Here is a 19,422-nt window from a genome sequence, read left to right as displayed (position 1 = left end):
CTCTGATGGAATGGTTTCATTCTATATCCACGAAAAATGAATTATTCCAAAATTCCACAACACTATTGAGTGCTAAGTGATACGGAAACAACTTTGGTACGTTTTAAATGAGAAGTGCTCTAAAAAAGACATTGGGCTAACCTGTTGATTACATTTGAAAACATATAAAAGATAAAAGAAGTATTCTACAAATTTAAAGCTCCAAATGAAGATGAAAAACATAAATGAAGGAAAATAATAAGTAAAGACCTCGCTTATTTCGGCAGAATTTAGTAACTTTGCACCGATTTTATTGAAGAAAAAACAACAAAAGATAATAAAAAATGGAATTAGCAAGTAAGTACGATCCACAAGACGTGGAAGGAAAATGGTATCAGTACTGGCTCGACAACAAACTCTTCAGCTCGAAGCCAGACGGTCGTGACCCCTATACAGTGGTAATCCCACCACCTAACGTAACAGGTGTGCTCCACATGGGACACATGCTCAACAATACAATCCAGGACATCCTTGTGCGCCGTGCACGAATGGAGGGAAAGAACGCATGCTGGGTGCCAGGTACCGACCATGCCAGTATCGCTACCGAGGCCAAGGTGGTGAACCGCCTCGCTCAGCAGGGCATCAAGAAGACCGACCTCACCCGTGAGGAGTTCCTCAAGCATGCATGGGACTGGACTCACGAGCATGGCGGCATCATCCTCAAGCAGTTGCGTCGCTTGGGTGCCAGCTGCGACTGGGACCGCACAGCATTCACTATGGACGAGACGCGTTCGCGTGCCGTGATCCATGTGTTCTGCGACCTCTACCAGAAGGGACTCATCTATCGCGGCGTGCGTATGGTGAACTGGGATCCTAAGGCGCAGACTGCGCTCTCCGACGAGGAGGTTATCTACAAGGACGAGCACTCTAAACTCTATCATCTGAAGTATTACGTAGTGGAGCAAGACTGCCAGCAGGTGGACGAGGAGAACGTGATGCACAAGGACGAGAAGGGCTACTATGCTGTAGTGGCTACCACACGTCCTGAGACCATCATGGGCGATACAGCCATGTGTATCAACCCAGAGGACAAGAAGAACACCTGGCTGAAGGGTAAGCACGTCATCGTGCCTCTCGTAGGCCGTGAGATTCCTGTCATCGAGGACTCATATGTAGACATCGAGTTCGGTACAGGTTGTCTGAAGGTGACTCCAGCTCACGACATCAACGACCATGCACTCGGCTTGAAGCACGGACTGGCAACCATCGATATCTTCAACGACAACGGAACCATCAGTGAGGCTGCCGGCATGTATGTGGGCATGGACCGCATGGACGTGCGCAAGCAGATCTCTACCGACCTGCAGGAGGCTGGCCTCATGGAGAAGATAGAGGACTATAATAATAAGGTAGGTTTCTCCGAGCGCACCAATGTGCCTATCGAGCCTAAGCTCTCTACACAGTGGTTCCTCAAGATGCAGCACTTTGCCGACATCGCCCTCGCACCGGTCATGGACGACGATATCGAGTTCTACCCCAAGAAATATAAGAACACCTATCGCCACTGGTTGGAGAATATCAAAGACTGGTGTATCAGCCGTCAGTTGTGGTGGGGTCATCGCATACCAGCCTACTACTTCGACAACGAGGGCAAGAAGGACTTCGTAGTGGCTGAAACCGCAGAGGAGGCTTTGAAGCTCGCACAGGAGAAGAATGCCAACATCAAGGCCGAAGACCTGGAACAAGAGAGCGACTGCCTCGACACATGGTTCTCTTCATGGCTGTGGCCTATCTCTCTCTTCGACGGCATCGAGCACCCAGACAATGAGGAGATCAACTACTACTACCCCACCAGCGACCTCGTAACAGGTCCGGACATCATCTTCTTCTGGGTGGCACGTATGATCATGGCTGGCTACGAATATCGTGGCAAGATGCCTTTCAAGCACGTGTACTTCACAGGTATCGTTCGCGACAAGCTCGGCCGCAAGATGAGCAAGAGCCTCGGCAACTCTCCTGACCCTATCGACCTGATCGATAAGTTTGGTGCCGACGGTGTACGCATGGGTATGATGCTCTCTGCGCCTGCAGGCAATGACATCCTCTTCGACGAGAGCCTTTGCGAGCAGGGACGTAACTTCAACAACAAGATTTGGAACGCCTTCCGCCTCGTTAAGGGTTGGGAGACAGCAGATATCGAACAGCCTAAGAGCGCAGAAATCGCAGTGAAATGGTTTGACGCCAAGCTCAAGGAGGTGAACGAGGAGATGCAGAAGCAGTTTAAGGACTACCGTATCTCTGAGGCTTTGATGACTGTATATAAGTTGTTCTGGGATGAGTTCTCATCTTGGTACTTGGAGATGGTGAAGCCAGCCTACGGTCAGCCTATCGACCAGAAGAGCTACGATGCTACCCTCCGTTTCTTCGACGCACTGCTGAAGATGCTGCACCCATTCATGCCATTCATCACCGAGGAGTTGTGGCAGCACATCTACGACCGCAAGGAGGGCGAGAGCATCATGCGCGAGAAGCTGGAGATTCCTGCACCTACAGCCGAGGAGCAGAAGTTGGCAGCCGACATCGAGGCTGTGAAGCAGATTATCGCCGGTGTCCGTACCGTTCGCAACCAGAAGAACATCGCTCAGAAGGAGCAGCTCTCACTCCAGGCAGTGGGCAAGAACGACTTCGAGGCTTACAACGACGTAACTCTGAAGATGGCCAACCTCGACAAGATTGAGGTCATCACCGAGAAGAGCGCTGACGCATCCAGTTTCATGGTAGGTACCGACGAGTTTGCCGTACCATTGGGCGACCTTATCGACGTGGCTGCCGAGATAGAGAAGGCTGAGGCACAGCTCAAGCACCTTGAAGGCTTCCTGATGGGTGTGCGCAAGAAGCTCAGCAATGAGAACTTCGTGGCTCACGCTCCTGAGAAGGTGGTGGCTCTTGAGCGCAAGAAAGAAAGCGACTCTGTAGAGAAGATCGCAGCCCTCAAGGCTACTATCGAAGAACTCAAGAAGAAGTAACAGACTATTTTATTTCAATGTTAAATGTTGAATGTTAAGTGTTAGACGAGACTGCTCTTGCCATCTTAAGAACAAGACTTTACAAGGGCGCCACGACTTAACATTTAACACTTAACATTTAACATTTTTCGTATCATGACAAGAAAGAAGCTTTTCACCTTATTTATATATGTATCCTTCGCCCTGATGGGACTGACGGGCTGCAACGACGAGGCTTTCGACATCGACAGCGTCAACAAGCAGACCTTGCTCATCATGTATCCATGGTCGGGAACCGAAAATTCGGCAGGACTCTACAGCGATATGGTCAACAACCTGAACCAGATAGAGAATGCCATCAAGAAGAACAAGGGACTAAAAAGCACAAGGGTATTTGTGTTTATGAGCACATCTGCCACAGAGAGTTCGCTCTTTGAGCTGACTTACAACTCAAGCACCTTTACTGTAGAGCATCAGATGCTGGAAAACTATACCGGCACTGCCTACACCACTACGGAAGGACTGACAGACATCATCGGTGAGGTGAAACAGCAAGCAGAGGCACTCAACTATGCCCTGATTATCGGAGGACACGGAACAGGATGGAACAACATTTCCGACTGGACCGACTATCCCAACCAGGCCAAGAGAAAAGCTGCACTCAAGACCCGCTCTTTTGGCGGACTCGACAACACCTATGCCATCAACGTATCATCGCTGGCACAAGCCATCGAGACCAACGGCATCAAGATGCAGTACATCCTCTTCGATGCCTGCTATATGAGTAATGTGGAGACGGCTTACGAGCTGAAGGATGCCACCAACTTCCTCTTGGCTTCGCCCAATGAGATTATGGCAAAGGGACTGCCCTACGAGGATATCTGGAGCTATCTCAACACGACAACTCCCAACTACGCAAGCATCATCTCGTCGTACTACTCTCATTACAACAGCACCTCTACCCCATACGCAAGCCTTGCTGCCATCGACTGCCGACAGATGGACAAGTTGGCTGCCATCATGAAGGAACTGAACAGCAAGTACACCATCACCACAGAACGCCTGGCTGGCGTGCAGACAGAAGACGGATACACCCCCAACCTGTATTACGACTTGGGCAACTATGTAGACAGTCTGAAGCCCAACGCCTCGATGAAGGATCAGTTTGCCACTCAGCTGAAAGCCACGGTAAAAGCCGCACAAAGCACAGCAGAAGTGTACAGCAACATCAATGCGACAACCATCACTGTCAAAGACTTCTCGGGTCTTACCATCAGCGACCCCAGTTCGCATCCCGTGGCTCTCAGAACCAAGAAACAGACCAAATGGTGGAAAGCGACGCATGAGGGAGAGTGAAGAGCAAAGAAGTTAGGAGGAAGTTAAAGAAAAACAAAAATAAACAGACAGAAACAATGGAATACTTCATCGTAGAAAACGGAAAGCAAGCCGGACCATTCAGCATAGCCCAGCTGGCAGAAAAACATATCAAGCCTGAGACTTTGGTATGGAAAGAAGGTATGGCAGACTGGACTCCAGCCTGGAAAATAGCCGAACTGAAATACATTCTCGCCGAAGGCAGTCAGCAAACAGGAACTGCTGTGCCTCCTGTTCCTCCTACAGCCAATCAGGCGGAAGATATGAGTCAGCCTGCAGCAGAAACAGAGGAAAATGAGAACGGGAAGGACAGCGACAAGAAGCCTAAGAAAAAGAAATCCTACTGGAAATTCTTCGTAGGACTCTTGGTTGTGATTCTGCTCATCCTGGCATTCACCAACCCCGGCAGAGACACTCATAAGCAAGCCGTAAAGGAGGAAGTCGGCAAGGTGATAGACAAGGCTACAAACATCAGTGACGATTTCATCTTCGCCGATGGCCTGCGCTCGTTTGCCAAGATGATCTCGAACAACATGATAGATGTTGCCTTCGACCAGCTTTTCGAGTACCACAACTACATCATCTTCTCGAAAGGCACCGTCAACTTCAATGGCAAAAGTCACAACGTAAGCTTTGGAATCCTGGGCAAGGTATACACCATCAATGCCGATGATGCTATCAAGGCAATGGAAAATGTGGAACAGCTCAACAGCAACGACTCATCTGAAAATACTGATGACAATCAGTCGGCAAACAACTCTTCAGACAACACCAACCTGCAGTCACAGCTCGAAAACAAGACCAACGAGGCTATTGACAAACTGTCCGACAAGGTCAGCAAAAAGATGGAAGACAAACTCAACGAAAAGTTGGAAGAACTCAACGACTCCTCTAATATCGACAAGATAGTAGACAAGATCCTCAGCTTGTTCTAACAGGCCTCCCTCCACGAAGTGGCAACACATATAAAAGCGACAATACATCAAAAAGCCCTACCCCCTTTAGCGGGGCAGGGCTTTTTTATCTCCATTAAGCACATAACTGCTGTCATATGACACTCATAAAAAAACGAAATAGGCTTCATGCTTAAACGCAATAGGCTTCGACCTTAAACGCAATAGGCTTCATGCTTAAACGCAATAAGCTTCGAGCTTAAACGCAATAGGCTTCGACCTTAAACGCAATAGGCTTCGACCTTAAACGCAATAGGCTTCGACCTTAAACGCAATAGGCTTCGACCTTAAACGCAATAGGCTTCGACCTTAAACGCAATAGGCTTCGACCTTAAACGCAATAGGCTTCGACCTTAAACGCAATAGGCTTCGACCTTAAACGCAATAGGCTTCGACCTTAAACGCAATAGGCTTCGACCTTAAACGCAATAGGCTTCGACCTTAAACGCAATAGGCTTCGACCTTAAACGCAATAGGCTTCGATATTAAACGCAATAGGCTTCGAGCTTAAACGCAGGTGCTTTCAATAGTCAATGAAAGCACTTGCGTTTTTCAAAAGAGAATTTCCTCCTGAAGTCCCACATTTATGTTATTCAGACTTCAACACCTCTCTCAACTTATCTACTCCAGGAAAACTTGTTGTCTGATAAGTAATCTTTCCTTCCTTGTTTACAACAAAATAAGTAGGAATACCTGAGAAATGATATAGGTCACTAAGAGCATCAGCCTGCTCCTCTGTCAACCGCACATGCACACCACTTATCGTCTTTATCATCTCGCCCCATTTGCCAACAGGCGATGAAGCATCTGCAATATAAACATACACCACATCGGTGAGCTGTTCTTTCAAAGGACGAATGGCCGACATGGCAGCCCTGCATGGCATACACCACGTGTTCCAAAAATCAAGGAGCAGAGTTTTGCCTTTATACTTATTTATGATTGAGGGAAAAATCTGTTTGGCAGACATCTTGGAGTCTATGTCTATAATGCTGTATACAGAACTGGAATTGGCTGTCTTTATCATCTCGGCCATTTTTTCGTCGGAAGACTTTTGCTGGGACTTCAAGTCTTCATTGTCGGCAAAAAGCAATTCCCTCACCATATCATTGGCAATACTATCGCGAGCTGCCGCCATCTGCTGTTCGGTGAGAAGATGCTTGCGTCCTAAAGAACGGCTGAGACGCTTTCCGACAGCTATATCATCCAACAATGGGTCAGCCGCCATATATTGGCGACAGAAACTTGACGTAAAGTCTGCAAGAAAAGAATAATAACGCTGATTCTTGGAACGAAGGATTGGGAGTTGCTCCAATGTTTTAAAATACGACAATGTGTCAACACTCAGGTCGGCACGTCGCACTCCTGTCTTGCGCACAATCATAGGAGCCATGGCTATATTGTTCTTAAAACCAAACAACGCCGAAGCATAATTCATGGAAAGATAACTATGCGCCAAAGTTCGGGTGGCAACGCTGATGGTTGCATCAGCATCAATAGCATGTAGTTTTTGCTCATAAACCTTCTGCACATAATCACGATATTGCAATGGTGTCATACCACAAATGTCATCAAAGAAAGTTTTGCCATAGACATCAAGATTTTCCTTTACACTCTGCAACTCTGTATCGACAGCAGCATATTTTCCTTCAAACCAAACATATTTCTTGACGCTTGCATCATCTGCAAAGAGATGTGTAGCGGCAAGTGCCTGTGTCGTGAGGTCAATAATTACAGTAGTCGTATCGTGAGGCACTGCAAGAAACGGAATCTCCATTCGGTTAACCCGAATGGTTGCTATTGCCGGTAAAATAGCATTGGCACTTATGCTGCATGTTCCATCCACGCTGATAGAATCGTGGTCGAACGGCATACGCTGTGGTGAGAACCAATTATCGACGAGAACATCAAGTGTAGTACCGTATTCAGGTTTATACCCTACCAAGCGCACATTCACAACAGTCTTGCCAAGGTTGAGATCGGTAGATGGCAATTCTACCTTTTTGTCAAATGCTTGCTGTAACAAGTGCTGCGGAATGTCAGCCTGTGGCCGTCTGCCGTCGAGGCGCACTCCGTAAATGTTCCAACCAGAGTTGTCGGATACTTCACGGAAATCAAACTCCGTCGTGGTCTCTGGCATTGGCTTAAAACGCAAAGTAGCAGAAACGTACCCACATTCAGGCACTTTCACAAAAACACCTTTTGGCAACTGCGGACTACCCAGATAAGCATACGTCGCACCATTGACTGCAAGAACGGCATGGGAATCGATACTAACCTTGCCACTGGCCTGATAGATTTTTACGTCAAGAACTGTAGCTTTCTTGTCGAGTGTCACACGCTCGATTTCTAATTTATGATTGTTGGAGGCGAAGAAGTAAGGACGCTCAACAACTCGCTTGGCTTGTGCCGCTGAAGAAACGACCAACATCAGAAAGACAACAAGCAATAAGGCTTTCTGACTGAAATACATTGTTTTCATTTAATGTGTATATTTGATTTTTTTCCCTCAAAAAAGGAATAGCTGAGCTATTCATAGTCATCAATCACGGAATTGACGAAATCCATCATGGGCTTTGCCACACGGAAGATGTCTGCCGACTTGCTGAGCCAAGCTTCATCGGCAAAGAAATCATCGGGCACACGGACCCAGGCACAGTAGTCCTTCATCTTCAGATAGTCGAGAAACTCATAATCCTTAGGAAAATCCTTGGGAGCTTTCTTCAACATATTGACTCCGAAACCTTTGTCGCTTATCTCGTCATCGTCCTTCCATACACCCTCACCAGGATAACCGAAGGTATTGACAAACCTGCCATTCTCCACAGCACGTCGCCATTCGTCAATGTTACCCATAATCTCGTTGCGGCACGAGGTAAGGATATTCGTAGGTAGACAGTAGGCACCGACTGCCAAAAGGCAATGTCCTGGCTCTACATGAATATAGTAGCCACCACGAAGCGACTTCTTGCCGTGAGTACAAATGTAGGCTCCGAAATGGCGCTTATAGGGCGACTTATCGGAAGAAAAACGTATGTCACGATAGAAACGATACGTACAGTCTTTCACCTGCAAGTGGGCTATTTCGTCATCGAAACCGGCATAGTGCGCAATGGCCTTACTGATGCCTTCCTCGAAATCAGACTTGGCTGCCAGATACTCTGCCTTGTGTTCCTGGAACCACTCACGGTTGTTGTGAGCAGCCACATCCTGCAAAAAATGATTGATCTTCTTGACATTCATCTTATCTGTATTGCTATAGTTTACTGTTTTTCAGGCGTTTGGGACAATGCTCGTTAAAGAAGCACTGCTCGCATAGCGGTTTGGCACTCTTACATATATAGCGGCCATGCAACAGGAGCCAATGGTGCGCGTTGGGAATATCGGCTTCAGGAATGTTAGCCATCAGATAGTCTTCCACCTTTCGCGGACTGTCGGCCGTGGCAGGCACCAACCCCATGCGATGGCTGACACGATAGACATGCGTATCTACTGCCATGGTGGCCTTGCCAAACCACACGGCACGAATCACATTGGCGGTCTTGCGCCCTACTCCGGCAAGGCTCGTCAGATTGGCAGCCGACTCTGGCACCTCACCATTGAACCGCTCCACCAACTGGCACGACATCTCTACGAGATGCTTCGCCTTGGCATTGGGATAGCTCACCGAACGAATGAGTTCGTACACTTCTTCCACCGTAGCCGCTGCCATGGAACGGGCATCAGGATAACGGGCAAAAAGAGCTGGCGTAACCATGTTGATGCGCTTGTCGGTACACTGAGCCGACAGCAAGGTAGCTACCAGCAACTGGAAAGCACTGCCAAACTCCAACTCGGTAGTGACACGGGGCATCTCCTGTCGGAAATGATCCAACACGTATTCGTATCTTTCTTTGCGAAGCATTGTTCTTTATACCTTATTATATATATATAGCCATACAGCAAACCAGAAAGGAGCTGTATGTCTATCAGTAAAATTTCTCTATAAAAAAATAGAATCGTTATTGTACGTGTTTTAAGACTTACACCCAAAGGATTATTTCTTAGCAGGTGCAGCAGTCTCGCTCTTCAACTTGCCCTTGTAAGCCTTGTTCAAGCCATTGATCACCTCGTTAGTGATATCGTAAGCCTTGTCGGCATAAAGAAGGTTATCGCCACTCTTAGACAAGATGATGCTGTACTTCTTGTCCTTGTTGTAGGCAGCCAGATAGTGAGCAATACTGTCGTGGAGAGCCTTGTTGTACTTTGCCTGCTCGGCAGCAAACTCGTTGCTCAGACGCTGCTGCAAACCCTGCACGTCGTTGCTCTGCTTCTGCAAACCAGCCTGTATAGCCTCTGCCTGCTCGCGTGTGAGTGCATTCTGCTGAATCTTCTGCTGGAAGTTGGCAGCTGCTGCCTGCAAGTTCTGCTGCTTCTGTGCAAGTGTAGCCTGAATGTTCTGACCCTTCTTCTCCAAGAGAGCAGAATACTCTTTGGCAAATGTATACTGTGTCATGATAGAGTCGACCTCTACATACGCAATCTTCAACTCAGCAGGAGCCTTGCTCTCAGACTTAGCCTCAACCTGTGGCTGCGACTTGTTGCATGATGCCAATGACAAGGCAGCAACTGCTGCGATAGCCATGAAGCCCAAAATGTTCTTTTTCATTTTCTTGTTATTTTAGTTTTTTATTATTTTATATCTTACATAAGATTTATAAAAGAGAGAATCCGTCTTCGTTCTTCACTCTTCACTTCCTCAATAGGCCTTTCCCGCTTGTCGTGCCTCGCGGTCCTGATCTACCACACAATGAATACCCTGCTTGCGAAGTCCAGGATTGTCGTGGACATGCTGCGAGGAGAACTTGCCGTTCTTGCGAAAAATCAACTTCACGGATAATAAAGCTACAGATATAGCAATTATTAACACGCTAAATAGCAATATCTTTATCATTTTTATTACTTTTGCAGTGCATTAGATTGCACATTTGGATGCAAAGGTAATATTTTTCAAGCAAAGTTCAAAATAAAAATACATAAAATGACTAAAAATGATTTGAAACCTGCTCGTGTTTTCGAGCAGTTTGCTAAAATCAATCAGATTCCACGTCCATCAAAGCACGAGGAACAGATGATTGAGTACCTGAAAGAGTTTGGTAAAAGCCACAACTTGGAGACTGTTGTCGACAAAACCGGCAACGTGATTATCCGCAAACCCGCCACTCCTGGCTATGAGGACCGAGAGACGATTATCCTGCAGAGCCACATGGACATGGTGTGCGACAAGCTGGTGGATGTAGACGTTGACTTCACCAAGGATGCCATACAGACCTACGTGGACGGAGAATGGATGAAAGCCAAGGGCACTACCTTAGGCGCCGACGACGGAATAGGCTGCGCCATTGAGCTGGCTATCCTCGACTCTGATGACATCGAGCACGGACCTGTGGAGTGTGTCTTCACACGTGACGAGGAAACAGGACTTACTGGTGCACACGGCATGGAGGCTGGTTTCATGAAAGGCAACATGCTCATCAACCTCGACTCAGAGGACGAAGGACTTATCTTCGTTTCTTGTGCCGGTGGACAGACAATCCATGCCACCTTCGACTTCTCTCGCGAGAAGGCTCCTGCCGGATATTTCTTCCTCAAATTGAATATCAAGGGACTGAACGGAGGCCACTCGGGTGACGATATCGACAAGAAGCGCGCCAATGCCATCAAGATTCTGGCCCGTTTCCTCTATATGGAAATGGAGAAACAAGAAGATGGCATCCTCTTGGCAAGCTTCAACAGCGGAAAGATGCACAACGCCATTCCTCGCGACGGACAGGTTGTGTTTGCGGTAAAGAACGAGGCCAAAGAGCAGGTTCGTGCTGACTGGAACATCTTTGCCTCTGAGGTGGAAGACGAGTTCCATGTTACGGAGCAGAGCATGCACTTCAGCATGGAGAGCACTGATGCTGTGGACATTATCGAAAGCCAGGTGGCTGACAGATTCATCATGGCACTGCAGGCTGTTGACAATGGGCCTCTCACCCACTGCCAGGACGAGGCCATTGCCGAAATGGTTGAGACTTCGAGCAATGTGGCAAGTGTGGCAACTACCGAGGACAGCATCGAAATTGTTGCTTCTCAGCGCAGCAATGTGATGAGCAACCTCGACAATATGACCAATACGGTGAAGGCTGCCTTCCAGTTGGCTGGTGCCAAGATAAGTGTAGGCGACAAATATCCTGCATGGAAGATGCGTGCCAACAGCGCCCTGACCGACCTGACAGTCAAGAGTTACGAAAAACTATTCGGCAAAGAGCCTCTGGTAAAAGGAATTCACGCCGGTCTGGAGTGTGGTCTCTTCTCTGAGAAATATCCCAACCTCGACATGGTAAGCTTCGGTCCTACCCTTCGCAATGTACATACTCCTGAAGAGGCTCTGCTCATCCCTACTGTTCAGATGGTTTGGGATCACTTGCTGGAGGTTCTCCGCAACCTTCCCAAGAAGTAAAAGGACTTAACTTTCGCAAATGGGAAAGTTAGAGTTCAGCAAAAAAACATACGATAAAAAAAGGAGATTTTCCGTATATGGAAAATCTCCTTTTTTTATGCGTGTAAACTTGGAAGTTTTAAAATGCTTATGAAATGTGCCGCTACTTCTTCCGCCGCAAACGTGCAAAGAAATCCTGCAACTGTCCTGACTTGACACCCATCGTCTGCAAACGGCGAAGGTCATCGTATGCCTCGCTCTTGCGACCTAAGCTGATGAGCAAGTCGGCATGATTGACCACATAGTCCTGACAGGTACTGTCGAGACGCATTGCCTCGCCATAGTCATAAACCGCCAGGTCGAGCATGCCCCTCTCTTTCTCCATTCCACCACGGGCTGCATAAGCTACAGCGCTGTCGGGATATTGCTCTATCAGACTGTTGATGCCATCGTAAGCCTCGGTGAGATGTTGGTCTTTCTCGTTGAGAAGCGCCAGTCCCAACTGTGCCTGGAAGTTGCCAGGTACCAAAACAAGAAGATTCTGATAGTCGAGACGCGCAAAGTTGTAACGCTTCAGTTTCTCGTTGACAAAAGCCCGGTAGAAAAGTCCCGCAATGTTGGTCTGATTGAGGAAGAGCACCTTGTCGAGTTCATCCTTGGCATAGTTCCATTGCTCCAACTGTATGTTCCATGCAGCCTTTTTCAGGCGCAGGTCTACACTGTCAGGATGATACGCAAGAATATCTGTGGCATGTGCCAAGGAGTCGCGCAAGGCTGCACCTCCCTGCTGAGCCAACGCCTCGCCTCTGCCGCCAAGCAACAGGGCAAGCATAGCAGCAAGCACAAAAGGACGGTGTCCTCTCATTATGCGTTCTTTATCCAGTTAACGATCCACTCGCCAACCTCTGTTGTGCCATAGTGAGCACCGCCTTCAACCTGAATCTCAGGAGTGCGGACATTGGCATCGAGAGAAGCATCTACTGCCTTGCGGATCAAGGCACCCTCCTCGTTCAAACCGAAGTGCTCGAGCAACATGGCTGCAGAAAGAATCTGAGCTACAGGGTTAGCCAGGTTCTTGCCAGCTGCCTGTGGCCATGAGCCGTGTACAGGCTCAAAGAGTGGAGTGTGCTCGCCTAACGAGCTGGATGGCTGCAAGCCCATAGAACCGGTGATGCAAGAAGTCTCATCGGTAAGGATATCACCGAAGGTGTTCTCTGTAACGATGACATCGAAGAAGGTAGGCTCTGTCAACACACGCATAGAAGCGTTGTCGATGAACATATAGTCGGTGTTTACCTCAGGATACTGTGGCTCCATCTCCTTGGCAATCTGACGCCAGAGACGAGAAGATGCCAATACGTTGGCCTTGTCGACTACGGTGAGGTGCTTGTTGCGCTTCATGGCGAACTCGAAAGCCACCTTCAGGATGCGCTCAATCTCTGGACGGGTGTAGATATCAGTATCGTAAGCCTTGTCATTGTCCTGATACTTCTCACCAAAGTACATACCACCAGTCAACTCACGGATAACAACGAAGTCGGCACCCTTCAAGAGTTCATCCTTCAATGGAGACTTGTGGAGCAGGCAGTCGAAAGTAGCTACCGGACGGACATTGGCGAAAAGACCCAACTTCTTACGCATGGCGAGCAAGCCCTGCTCAGGACGTACCTTGGCTGTAGGGTTGTTGTCGAAACGTGGATCACCGACAGCTGCGAAGAGTACAGCATCAGCATCCATACAGGTCTTGAAGGTAGCCTCTGGGAATGGATCGCCTACCTCATCGATAGCATGAGCACCGCAGATAGCCTCATTGTAAGTAAACTCATGGTTGAACTTCTCTGCAATGGCCTGCATTACTGCTACGCCCTGCTTCATAATCTCTGGTCCGATACCATCACCGGCGAGAACTGCAATGTTTAATTTCATCTTATTTGATTTTTTATTGTTTATTTTTTGAATGATTAAAGCTTTTGCCCTTACAGGGCGCATTGCTAAATGCTATCTTATACCCAGGGTGTTGCCCTGGGCTAAGAGCTTCTGCCCCTTCAGGGCGTACTGCTGAATAGAAACCTTCGGAGATGTTTGCATAATTTTCATATCCTTCGGAGATAATTCTGTAATTTTCGGAGATAATTTATTAATCTTCGGAGATATTACTCCATATCAAGATTTCGAGGCGAGACAGCCTGTTCGTCGCTCTTATCAGCCTCGTACATATTAATCATTTTCAGCGTAGCCTTGATAGCAGCTTCTGTCTGGTCGGCATCCAAGCCTCGGGTGCGCCAGATACGGTCGCCTTCACGCCAGGTGATGACGGTCTGAACGAGAGCATCGGTACGACCACCTGGAGGAATGGTTACCTGATAGTTGTCGAGCTTGGGGAAAGTCTTGCCGAGCTTCACCTTGTAAATGTTGCGCAGCGCTTTCACGAAGGCATCATACTGACCATCGCCAGAGCTCTGGTCTTCATACTCCTTGCCATCGATTTCCACCTTAAGGCTTGCTATAGGCTTCAAACCGTATGAGGTGGATACCATGTAACTTACCAGTTTCACTTTATCCTCCGGAGCACCATGCTTCAGTACATCGCTCACGATATAGGGCAGGTCGTCCTGAGTTACCAGCTCCTTGCGGTCGCCGAGTTCGGTGATTCGCTTGGTCACCGCCTTGGTCTGTTCCGGAGTCAACTCCAATCCCAGCTCATTGAGGTTCTGGATGATGTTTGCCTTACCGGAATTCTTGCCCAATGCATACTCGCGATGTCTGCCGAAACGCTCAGGCACCAGGTCGTTGCAATAAAGCTTGTCCTTGTTGTCGCCATCAGCATGTACGCCAGCCACCTGGGTGAAGACATTGTCTCCAACAACCGGTGTATTCGGAGCCACGGCAATGCCGCTGTAACCTTCAACCAATCGGGAAATATCGTTCAATCGGTCTTCCTTGATATTGGTCTTTGCCTCGAACATGTCCTTCAGAATCACCTGAACACTCGCTAATGGTGCATTTCCGCAGCGTTCGCCCAAACCATTCACGGTAACGTGAAGACCCTTGGCTCCGCTCAATACGGCTGCCAGAGAGTTGCTCACAGCCAAATCGTAGTCGTTGTGGGCATGGAAATCGAAGTGAGAGTTCGGATAACGGCGAACCATCTGTCGCATGTATTCCACACACTGCAACGGGTTCAGAATGCCCAGCGTATCAGGAAGCAGGAAGCGCTTGATAGGCAACTTCACCAGCTCGTCCATCATCGTGAAGAGATAGTCACGACTGTCGCGCATTCCGCTCGACCAATCCTCTAAATAGAGATTTACGGTAAAATCCCTGCTCAAAGCATAGTCGATAGTCTGCTTGATGTGAGCGAGATGTTCTTCAGGCGACATCTTGAGCTGCTGGGTGCAGTGCTTGTAGCTACCCTTCGCCAGGAGGTTGATGACGTGACCACCGCATTCGGCAATCCAATCCACACTCTTGTTGTTATCCACGAATCCCAATACCTCAACGGAATCCAGCTTACCTATGGTCTTGGCATAACGGCAAATTCGAGCGACAGCATCCTTTTCTCCTTCCGACACACGCGCTGAAGCAACCTCAATGCGATCAACATTGATGTCGTGCAACAGCATTCTTGCTATCATCAATTTCTCGTGAGGAAGGAAACTGACACCATTGGTCTGCTCGCCGTCGCGCAGCGTGCAGTCCATGATTTCAATCTCCTTGATGCGGGAATTATCTCTCTTTGCGTTAACGTCCATAATTACTTGTTTTTAGCTTCCCAAGCCTCAACCTTGTCACGGTTCTGAACGAGGAAGTCTACGTCGTCCAAACCATTTTCCAAACAATGCTTCTTGTAGCCATTGATTTCAAAGTGCTCGCTCTTGCCGGTAGCAAGATTAGTCACGGTCTGGTTAGGAAGATCTACCTTCACCTCTGTCTTGTGATCCTTGTCGATGCTCTCGAAGAGTTCTTTCAGGAATTCCTCGCTTACCACAACAGGCAATACGAGGTTGTTCAACTCGTTGTTCTTGTGAATATCAGCGAAGAAAGAGCTGATAACCACACGGAAGCCAGCGCCTGCAATAGCCCAGGCAGCATGCTCACGTGAAGAACCCGAACCGAAGTTCTTGCCAGCCACGAGGATGACGCCACTGTAGGAAGGATCGTTCATCACGAAGTCGGGTTTTGGAGTTCCGTCGGCATTGTAGCGCCAATCGCGGAAAAGGTTGTCACCCATGCCCTCTTTATCGATGGCCTTGAGGAAACGGGCTGGTATGATCTGGTCGGTATCTACATTCTCCAAGGGGAGAGGAATGCAGCTGGATGTGATAACATTGAATTTCTGTTTCATTTCAATTTTTCATTTAACATTGAACACTTAACATTACATAAACTCTCTTGGGTCGGTAATCTTACCTGTGATAGCGGCAGCGGCAGCTACGTATGGACTGGCAAGGATGGTGCGGGAACCTGGTCCCTGACGACCCTCGAAGTTACGGTTAGATGTACTTACAGAGTACTTGCCTGCAGGAATCTTATCATCGTTCATTGCCAGACAGGCAGAACAACCTGGCTGACGAATCTCGAAGCCTGCAGCCTCTACTATCTTGTCGATTCCCTCTTCACGAATTTGTTTATCAACCAACCATGAACCCGGTACAAGCCAAGCTGTTACGCCGTCAGCCTTCTTCTTTCCTTTAACCAATGAAGCAAAGGCACGGAAGTCTTCAATACGACCATTGGTGCATGCACCCAGGAATACATAATCGATAGGATGACCCTCCAGTTTCTCGCCTGGCTGGAAGCCCATGTAGTTGAGGCTCTTCTTGAAACCAGCCTGCTCTTCCTCTGGAATCTCATCGAGTGTTGGGATGCTCTCGGTGATGCCGATACCCATACCTGGGTTAGTACCATAAGTGATACGTGGTTCGATATCCTTTGCCTCGAAAGTCAACTCTTTGTCGAAGACTGCGTCATCACCACTCTTCAAGGTCTTCCAGTAAGCCACAGCCTTGTCCCACTCTTCACCCTTAGGTGCATATTCACGCCCCTTGATGTACTCGAATGTTGTCTCATCAGGAGCTACGAAGCCACCACGGGCACCCATCTCGATAGAGAGATTGCAGAGAGTGAGACGACCTTCCATAGACATATCTTTCACTACATCACCACTGTACTCTACGAAGTAACCAGTGGCACCCGAAGTAGTGAGTTGACTCATGAGGTAGAGGGCAACGTCCTTGGCAGTAACGCCCTTGCTGAGCTTACCGTTGATGCTGATGCGCATTGACTTTGGCTTGCTCTGAAGAATACATTGTGAAGCCATCACCATCTCAACCTCTGAAGTGCCGATACCGAAGGCTACCGCGCCCATGGCACCATGGGTAGAAGTGTGAGAGTCACCGCAGACGATGGTCATACCTGGAAGAGAAAGACCCTTCTCTGGTCCGACTACGTGGATGATACCATTGTCCTTAGTGTTCATGGCAAAGTGAGTTACGCCGAAATCAGCAGTGTTCTTTGCCAAAGTATCTACCTGCTTCTTAGAGATAGGATCCTCGATTGGCTTATCCTGATCGTGTGTTGGAGTATTGTGGTCAGGCATACAGAAAATCTGGTCTGGACGGAACATCTTGAGTCCGCGTGCCCGCATACCGGCGAATGCCTGAGGTGATGTTACTTCGTGACAGTAGAGACGGTCGATGTAAAGCTGTGTGGGGCCGTCTTCCACAATCTGGACAACGTGCTTGTCCCAAATCTTGTCGAATAATGTATTCATAATATCCTGTTTGTTATATATTTATCTGAATTATACTTTATCTTACCTTGAACTTGTTGATACAGTCGATGTAAGCCTCAACAGAAGCTGTCACGATATCGGTATCTGCACCGAAGCCATAATATACATGACCATCGTATTCCACCTGCATATGAACCTTTCCTACATCGTCGGAACCCTTGTCGATAGCCTGGATGGTGAACTCCTTGAGGTTCATCTCCTTAGTAATCACCTTCTTCAGAGCACGGATGGCAGCATCCACAGGACCATTGCCCGAAGAGGCAGCCTCAAACTTCTGACCAGCAATATTCAAACCGATGCTGGCTACGCTCTTCACGCCCTTGCCAGTGGTTACCTGCAACCAGTCGAGCTGAACACCATGCTTGTCGGCAGCATCAGCACCAGCGAGCATCAGTACATCCTCGTCCGTAACTTCCTTTTTCTTATCAGCCAACTGGAGGAACTTCTTGTATATCTTGTCGAGCTTCTCCTCGTCGTCGATATTCACACCGTTGACGTGGAGACGATACTTCAAAGCAGCACGACCCGAACGGGCTGTCAATACGATAGCGTTATCGTCGAGACCCACATCCTTAGGATCGATAATCTCGTAGGTCTGCACATTCTTCAAGACGCCATCCTGATGGATACCAGATGAGTGAGCGAATGCATTGCGGCCCACAATGGCCTTGTTGGGCTGAACAGGCATGTTCATCAGACTGCTCACCATGCGGGACATTGGAACAATCTTGGTCGTATTGATGTTGGTGTCAATGTTGAGGTGTTTGTGACACTTCAGAATCATAGCAATCTCTTCGAGCGAGGTATTACCGGCACGCTCGCCAATACCATTCATGGTCACCTCTACCTGACGTGCACCATTCAGTACACCCTGCAGTGTGTTGGCTGTGGCCATACCGAGGTCGTTGTGACAGTGGGTAGAAATTCGTGCATTCTCAATACCATCCACATGATCCATCAGATACTTGATCTTGGCACCATACTCATCAGGCAAACAGTAGCCTGTAGTATCAGGAATATTGACTACAGTAGCACCAGCCTTGATAACAGCCTCAACCACACGAGCCAGATACTCATTATCCGTACGTCCGGCATCCTCTGCATAGAACTCCACATCCTCTACGTATTTCTTGGCATACTTCACGGCAGCCACAGCACGCTCGATGATTTCTTCGCGGTTGGAATTGAACTTATATTTGATATGACTGTCACTGGTACCAATGCCAGTATGGATTCTTTTGTGCTTGGCATACTGAAGCGCCTCGGCCGCACAGTCAATATCCTTCTCCACCGCACGTGTCAGCGCACAGATGGTGGGCCATGTAACAGCCTTGGAAATCTCCACCACCGAATTGAAGTCGCCCGGGCTTGAAATAGGGAAGCCCGCCTCAATGACATCAACGCCCAACTGCTCCAGCGCTTTAGCCACCTGAATCTTCTCAACCGTATTCAACTGACATCCTGGAACCTGCTCGCCATCGCGAAGGGTTGTGTCGAAAATAAATAATCTGTCACTCATATCTATGTTCTTTTATTATTTTATTCGATATATATTATAATGTGCAAATAAGCAAAAAGCCTTTCTTACTCCATACGACGGAAGCAGAAAGGCTTTATTATTTCCTATACTTGAACTATACACACACCTTATCACTTCCGCCCACATGCTGCAGTCGAATTCGAATAATAATGCTTAGTATGTTCAATGTATGTATTGCCATTTTTCTCTCTTTTTATTGTTACGACTGCAAAGGTAATGCTTTTATTCGATACCAGCAAACAATTTATAAGTTTTTTCACGAAAAAGGTAACAATTTTCTATTATTAGCTATTTTTCGTGTTTGGAATGTTACT

At 48.0% G+C, this 19,422-nt stretch carries 15 protein-coding genes; 4 read left to right on the top strand and 11 right to left on the bottom strand.

The genetic code is table 11. The annotated features are described in order from the left end of the window. The first annotated feature begins 323 nt into the window (after positions 1-323). From F7D20_RS12270 to F7D20_RS12260, 3 genes are all read left to right on the top strand, one after another. A complete protein-coding gene (locus F7D20_RS12270) occupies positions 324-3,005 on the top strand; it encodes a valine--tRNA ligase (protein WP_158464293.1) in 2,682 nt (893 codons plus the stop codon). 135 nt (positions 3,006-3,140) lie between these two features. Then, on the top strand, positions 3,141-4,340 hold the full coding sequence (locus F7D20_RS12265; protein WP_158464292.1) for a clostripain-related cysteine peptidase: 1,200 nt from the start codon (positions 3,141-3,143) through the stop codon (positions 4,338-4,340). 56 nt (positions 4,341-4,396) lie between these two features. Then, positions 4,397-5,293 carry a GYF domain-containing protein gene (locus F7D20_RS12260; protein ID WP_158464291.1) on the top strand — a complete coding sequence of 299 codons (897 nt, stop codon included), beginning with the start codon at positions 4,397-4,399 and terminating at the stop codon, positions 5,291-5,293. A gap of 607 nt (positions 5,294-5,900) precedes the next feature. Here the strand turns inward: F7D20_RS12260 and F7D20_RS12255 are convergent. From F7D20_RS12255 to F7D20_RS12235, 5 genes are all read right to left on the bottom strand, one after another. Then, the gene (locus F7D20_RS12255; RefSeq protein WP_158464290.1) at positions 5,901-7,793 is read right to left on the bottom strand and encodes a thioredoxin-like domain-containing protein; all 1,893 of its coding nucleotides are present in this window, start codon (positions 7,791-7,793) and stop codon (positions 5,901-5,903) included. A gap of 47 nt (positions 7,794-7,840) precedes the next feature. After that, on the bottom strand, positions 7,841-8,554 hold the full coding sequence (locus F7D20_RS12250) for a DUF2461 domain-containing protein (RefSeq protein ID WP_158464289.1): 714 nt from the start codon (positions 8,552-8,554) through the stop codon (positions 7,841-7,843). A 13-nt stretch (positions 8,555-8,567) separates the two neighbouring features. Then, positions 8,568-9,215 (bottom strand): endonuclease III, encoded by a 648-nt coding sequence (gene nth / locus F7D20_RS12245; protein ID WP_158464288.1) that lies wholly within the window; start codon positions 9,213-9,215, stop codon positions 8,568-8,570. A gap of 132 nt (positions 9,216-9,347) precedes the next feature. Next, the gene (locus F7D20_RS12240) at positions 9,348-9,959 is read right to left on the bottom strand and encodes an OmpH family outer membrane protein (RefSeq protein ID WP_022251409.1); all 612 of its coding nucleotides are present in this window, start codon (positions 9,957-9,959) and stop codon (positions 9,348-9,350) included. Positions 9,960-10,049: 90 nt separating this feature from the next. Further along, positions 10,050-10,244: a hypothetical protein gene (locus F7D20_RS12235; RefSeq protein WP_022251408.1), complete on the bottom strand. Its 195-nt coding sequence runs from the start codon at positions 10,242-10,244 to the stop codon at positions 10,050-10,052. Between the two features lie 87 nt (positions 10,245-10,331). Between F7D20_RS12235 and F7D20_RS12230 the strand changes: the two genes are divergently transcribed. Next, positions 10,332-11,795, top strand: coding sequence for an aminoacyl-histidine dipeptidase (locus tag F7D20_RS12230; RefSeq protein WP_158464287.1), 1,464 nt, complete (start codon positions 10,332-10,334; stop codon positions 11,793-11,795). A gap of 142 nt (positions 11,796-11,937) precedes the next feature. On the opposite strand, the gene F7D20_RS12225 is transcribed toward F7D20_RS12230, so the two are convergent. From F7D20_RS12225 to F7D20_RS12200, 6 genes are all read right to left on the bottom strand, one after another. Then, on the bottom strand, positions 11,938-12,639 hold the full coding sequence (locus tag F7D20_RS12225) for a tetratricopeptide repeat protein (RefSeq protein ID WP_437182674.1): 702 nt from the start codon (positions 12,637-12,639) through the stop codon (positions 11,938-11,940). After that, complete coding sequence (gene leuB, locus F7D20_RS12220) at positions 12,639-13,700, bottom strand: 3-isopropylmalate dehydrogenase (RefSeq protein WP_158464286.1); 1,062 nt, start codon at positions 13,698-13,700, stop codon at positions 12,639-12,641. Before leuB ends, F7D20_RS12225 begins: the two co-directional genes overlap by 1 nt. 227 nt (positions 13,701-13,927) lie before the next feature. Beyond that, positions 13,928-15,526, bottom strand: coding sequence for an alpha-isopropylmalate synthase regulatory domain-containing protein (locus F7D20_RS12215; RefSeq protein WP_158464285.1), 1,599 nt, complete (start codon positions 15,524-15,526; stop codon positions 13,928-13,930). A gap of 2 nt (positions 15,527-15,528) precedes the next feature. Continuing rightward, the gene (gene leuD, locus F7D20_RS12210) at positions 15,529-16,119 is read right to left on the bottom strand and encodes a 3-isopropylmalate dehydratase small subunit (protein WP_006846819.1); all 591 of its coding nucleotides are present in this window, start codon (positions 16,117-16,119) and stop codon (positions 15,529-15,531) included. 33 nt (positions 16,120-16,152) lie between these two features. After that, positions 16,153-17,547: a 3-isopropylmalate dehydratase large subunit gene (leuC, locus tag F7D20_RS12205; RefSeq protein ID WP_158464284.1), complete on the bottom strand. Its 1,395-nt coding sequence runs from the start codon at positions 17,545-17,547 to the stop codon at positions 16,153-16,155. A gap of 37 nt (positions 17,548-17,584) precedes the next feature. Further along, the gene (locus tag F7D20_RS12200) at positions 17,585-19,087 is read right to left on the bottom strand and encodes a 2-isopropylmalate synthase (RefSeq protein ID WP_022251582.1); all 1,503 of its coding nucleotides are present in this window, start codon (positions 19,085-19,087) and stop codon (positions 17,585-17,587) included. Between the last annotated feature and the right edge of the window lie 335 nt (positions 19,088-19,422).

It is taken from the genome of Segatella copri, from assembly GCF_009495355.1.
Classification (GTDB): Bacteria; Bacteroidota; Bacteroidia; order Bacteroidales; family Bacteroidaceae; genus Prevotella.
This window is presented reverse-complemented; position numbering and strand designations above follow the sequence as displayed.

What these genes read in the sequence shown, in the direction of transcription:
- F7D20_RS12270 (WP_158464293.1), top strand. Translation starts at nt 324, where the DNA reads ATGGAATTAGCAAGTAAGTACGATCCACAAGACGTGGAAGGAAAATGG.
- F7D20_RS12265 (WP_158464292.1), top strand. Translation starts at nt 3,141, where the DNA reads ATGACAAGAAAGAAGCTTTTCACCTTATTTATATATGTATCCTTCGCC.
- F7D20_RS12260 (WP_158464291.1), top strand. Translation starts at nt 4,397, where the DNA reads ATGGAATACTTCATCGTAGAAAACGGAAAGCAAGCCGGACCATTCAGC.
- F7D20_RS12255 (WP_158464290.1), bottom strand. Translation starts at nt 7,793, where the DNA reads ATGAAAACAATGTATTTCAGTCAGAAAGCCTTATTGCTTGTTGTCTTT.
- F7D20_RS12250 (WP_158464289.1), bottom strand. Translation starts at nt 8,554, where the DNA reads ATGAATGTCAAGAAGATCAATCATTTTTTGCAGGATGTGGCTGCTCAC.
- nth (WP_158464288.1), bottom strand. Translation starts at nt 9,215, where the DNA reads ATGCTTCGCAAAGAAAGATACGAATACGTGTTGGATCATTTCCGACAG.
- F7D20_RS12240 (WP_022251409.1), bottom strand. Translation starts at nt 9,959, where the DNA reads ATGAAAAAGAACATTTTGGGCTTCATGGCTATCGCAGCAGTTGCTGCC.
- F7D20_RS12235 (WP_022251408.1), bottom strand. Translation starts at nt 10,244, where the DNA reads ATGATAAAGATATTGCTATTTAGCGTGTTAATAATTGCTATATCTGTA.
- F7D20_RS12230 (WP_158464287.1), top strand. Translation starts at nt 10,332, where the DNA reads ATGACTAAAAATGATTTGAAACCTGCTCGTGTTTTCGAGCAGTTTGCT.
- F7D20_RS12225 (WP_437182674.1), bottom strand. Translation starts at nt 12,639, where the DNA reads ATGAGAGGACACCGTCCTTTTGTGCTTGCTGCTATGCTTGCCCTGTTG.
- leuB (WP_158464286.1), bottom strand. Translation starts at nt 13,700, where the DNA reads ATGAAATTAAACATTGCAGTTCTCGCCGGTGATGGTATCGGACCAGAG.
- F7D20_RS12215 (WP_158464285.1), bottom strand. Translation starts at nt 15,526, where the DNA reads ATGGACGTTAACGCAAAGAGAGATAATTCCCGCATCAAGGAGATTGAA.
- leuD (WP_006846819.1), bottom strand. Translation starts at nt 16,119, where the DNA reads ATGAAACAGAAATTCAATGTTATCACATCCAGCTGCATTCCTCTCCCC.
- leuC (WP_158464284.1), bottom strand. Translation starts at nt 17,547, where the DNA reads ATGAATACATTATTCGACAAGATTTGGGACAAGCACGTTGTCCAGATT.
- F7D20_RS12200 (WP_022251582.1), bottom strand. Translation starts at nt 19,087, where the DNA reads ATGAGTGACAGATTATTTATTTTCGACACAACCCTTCGCGATGGCGAG.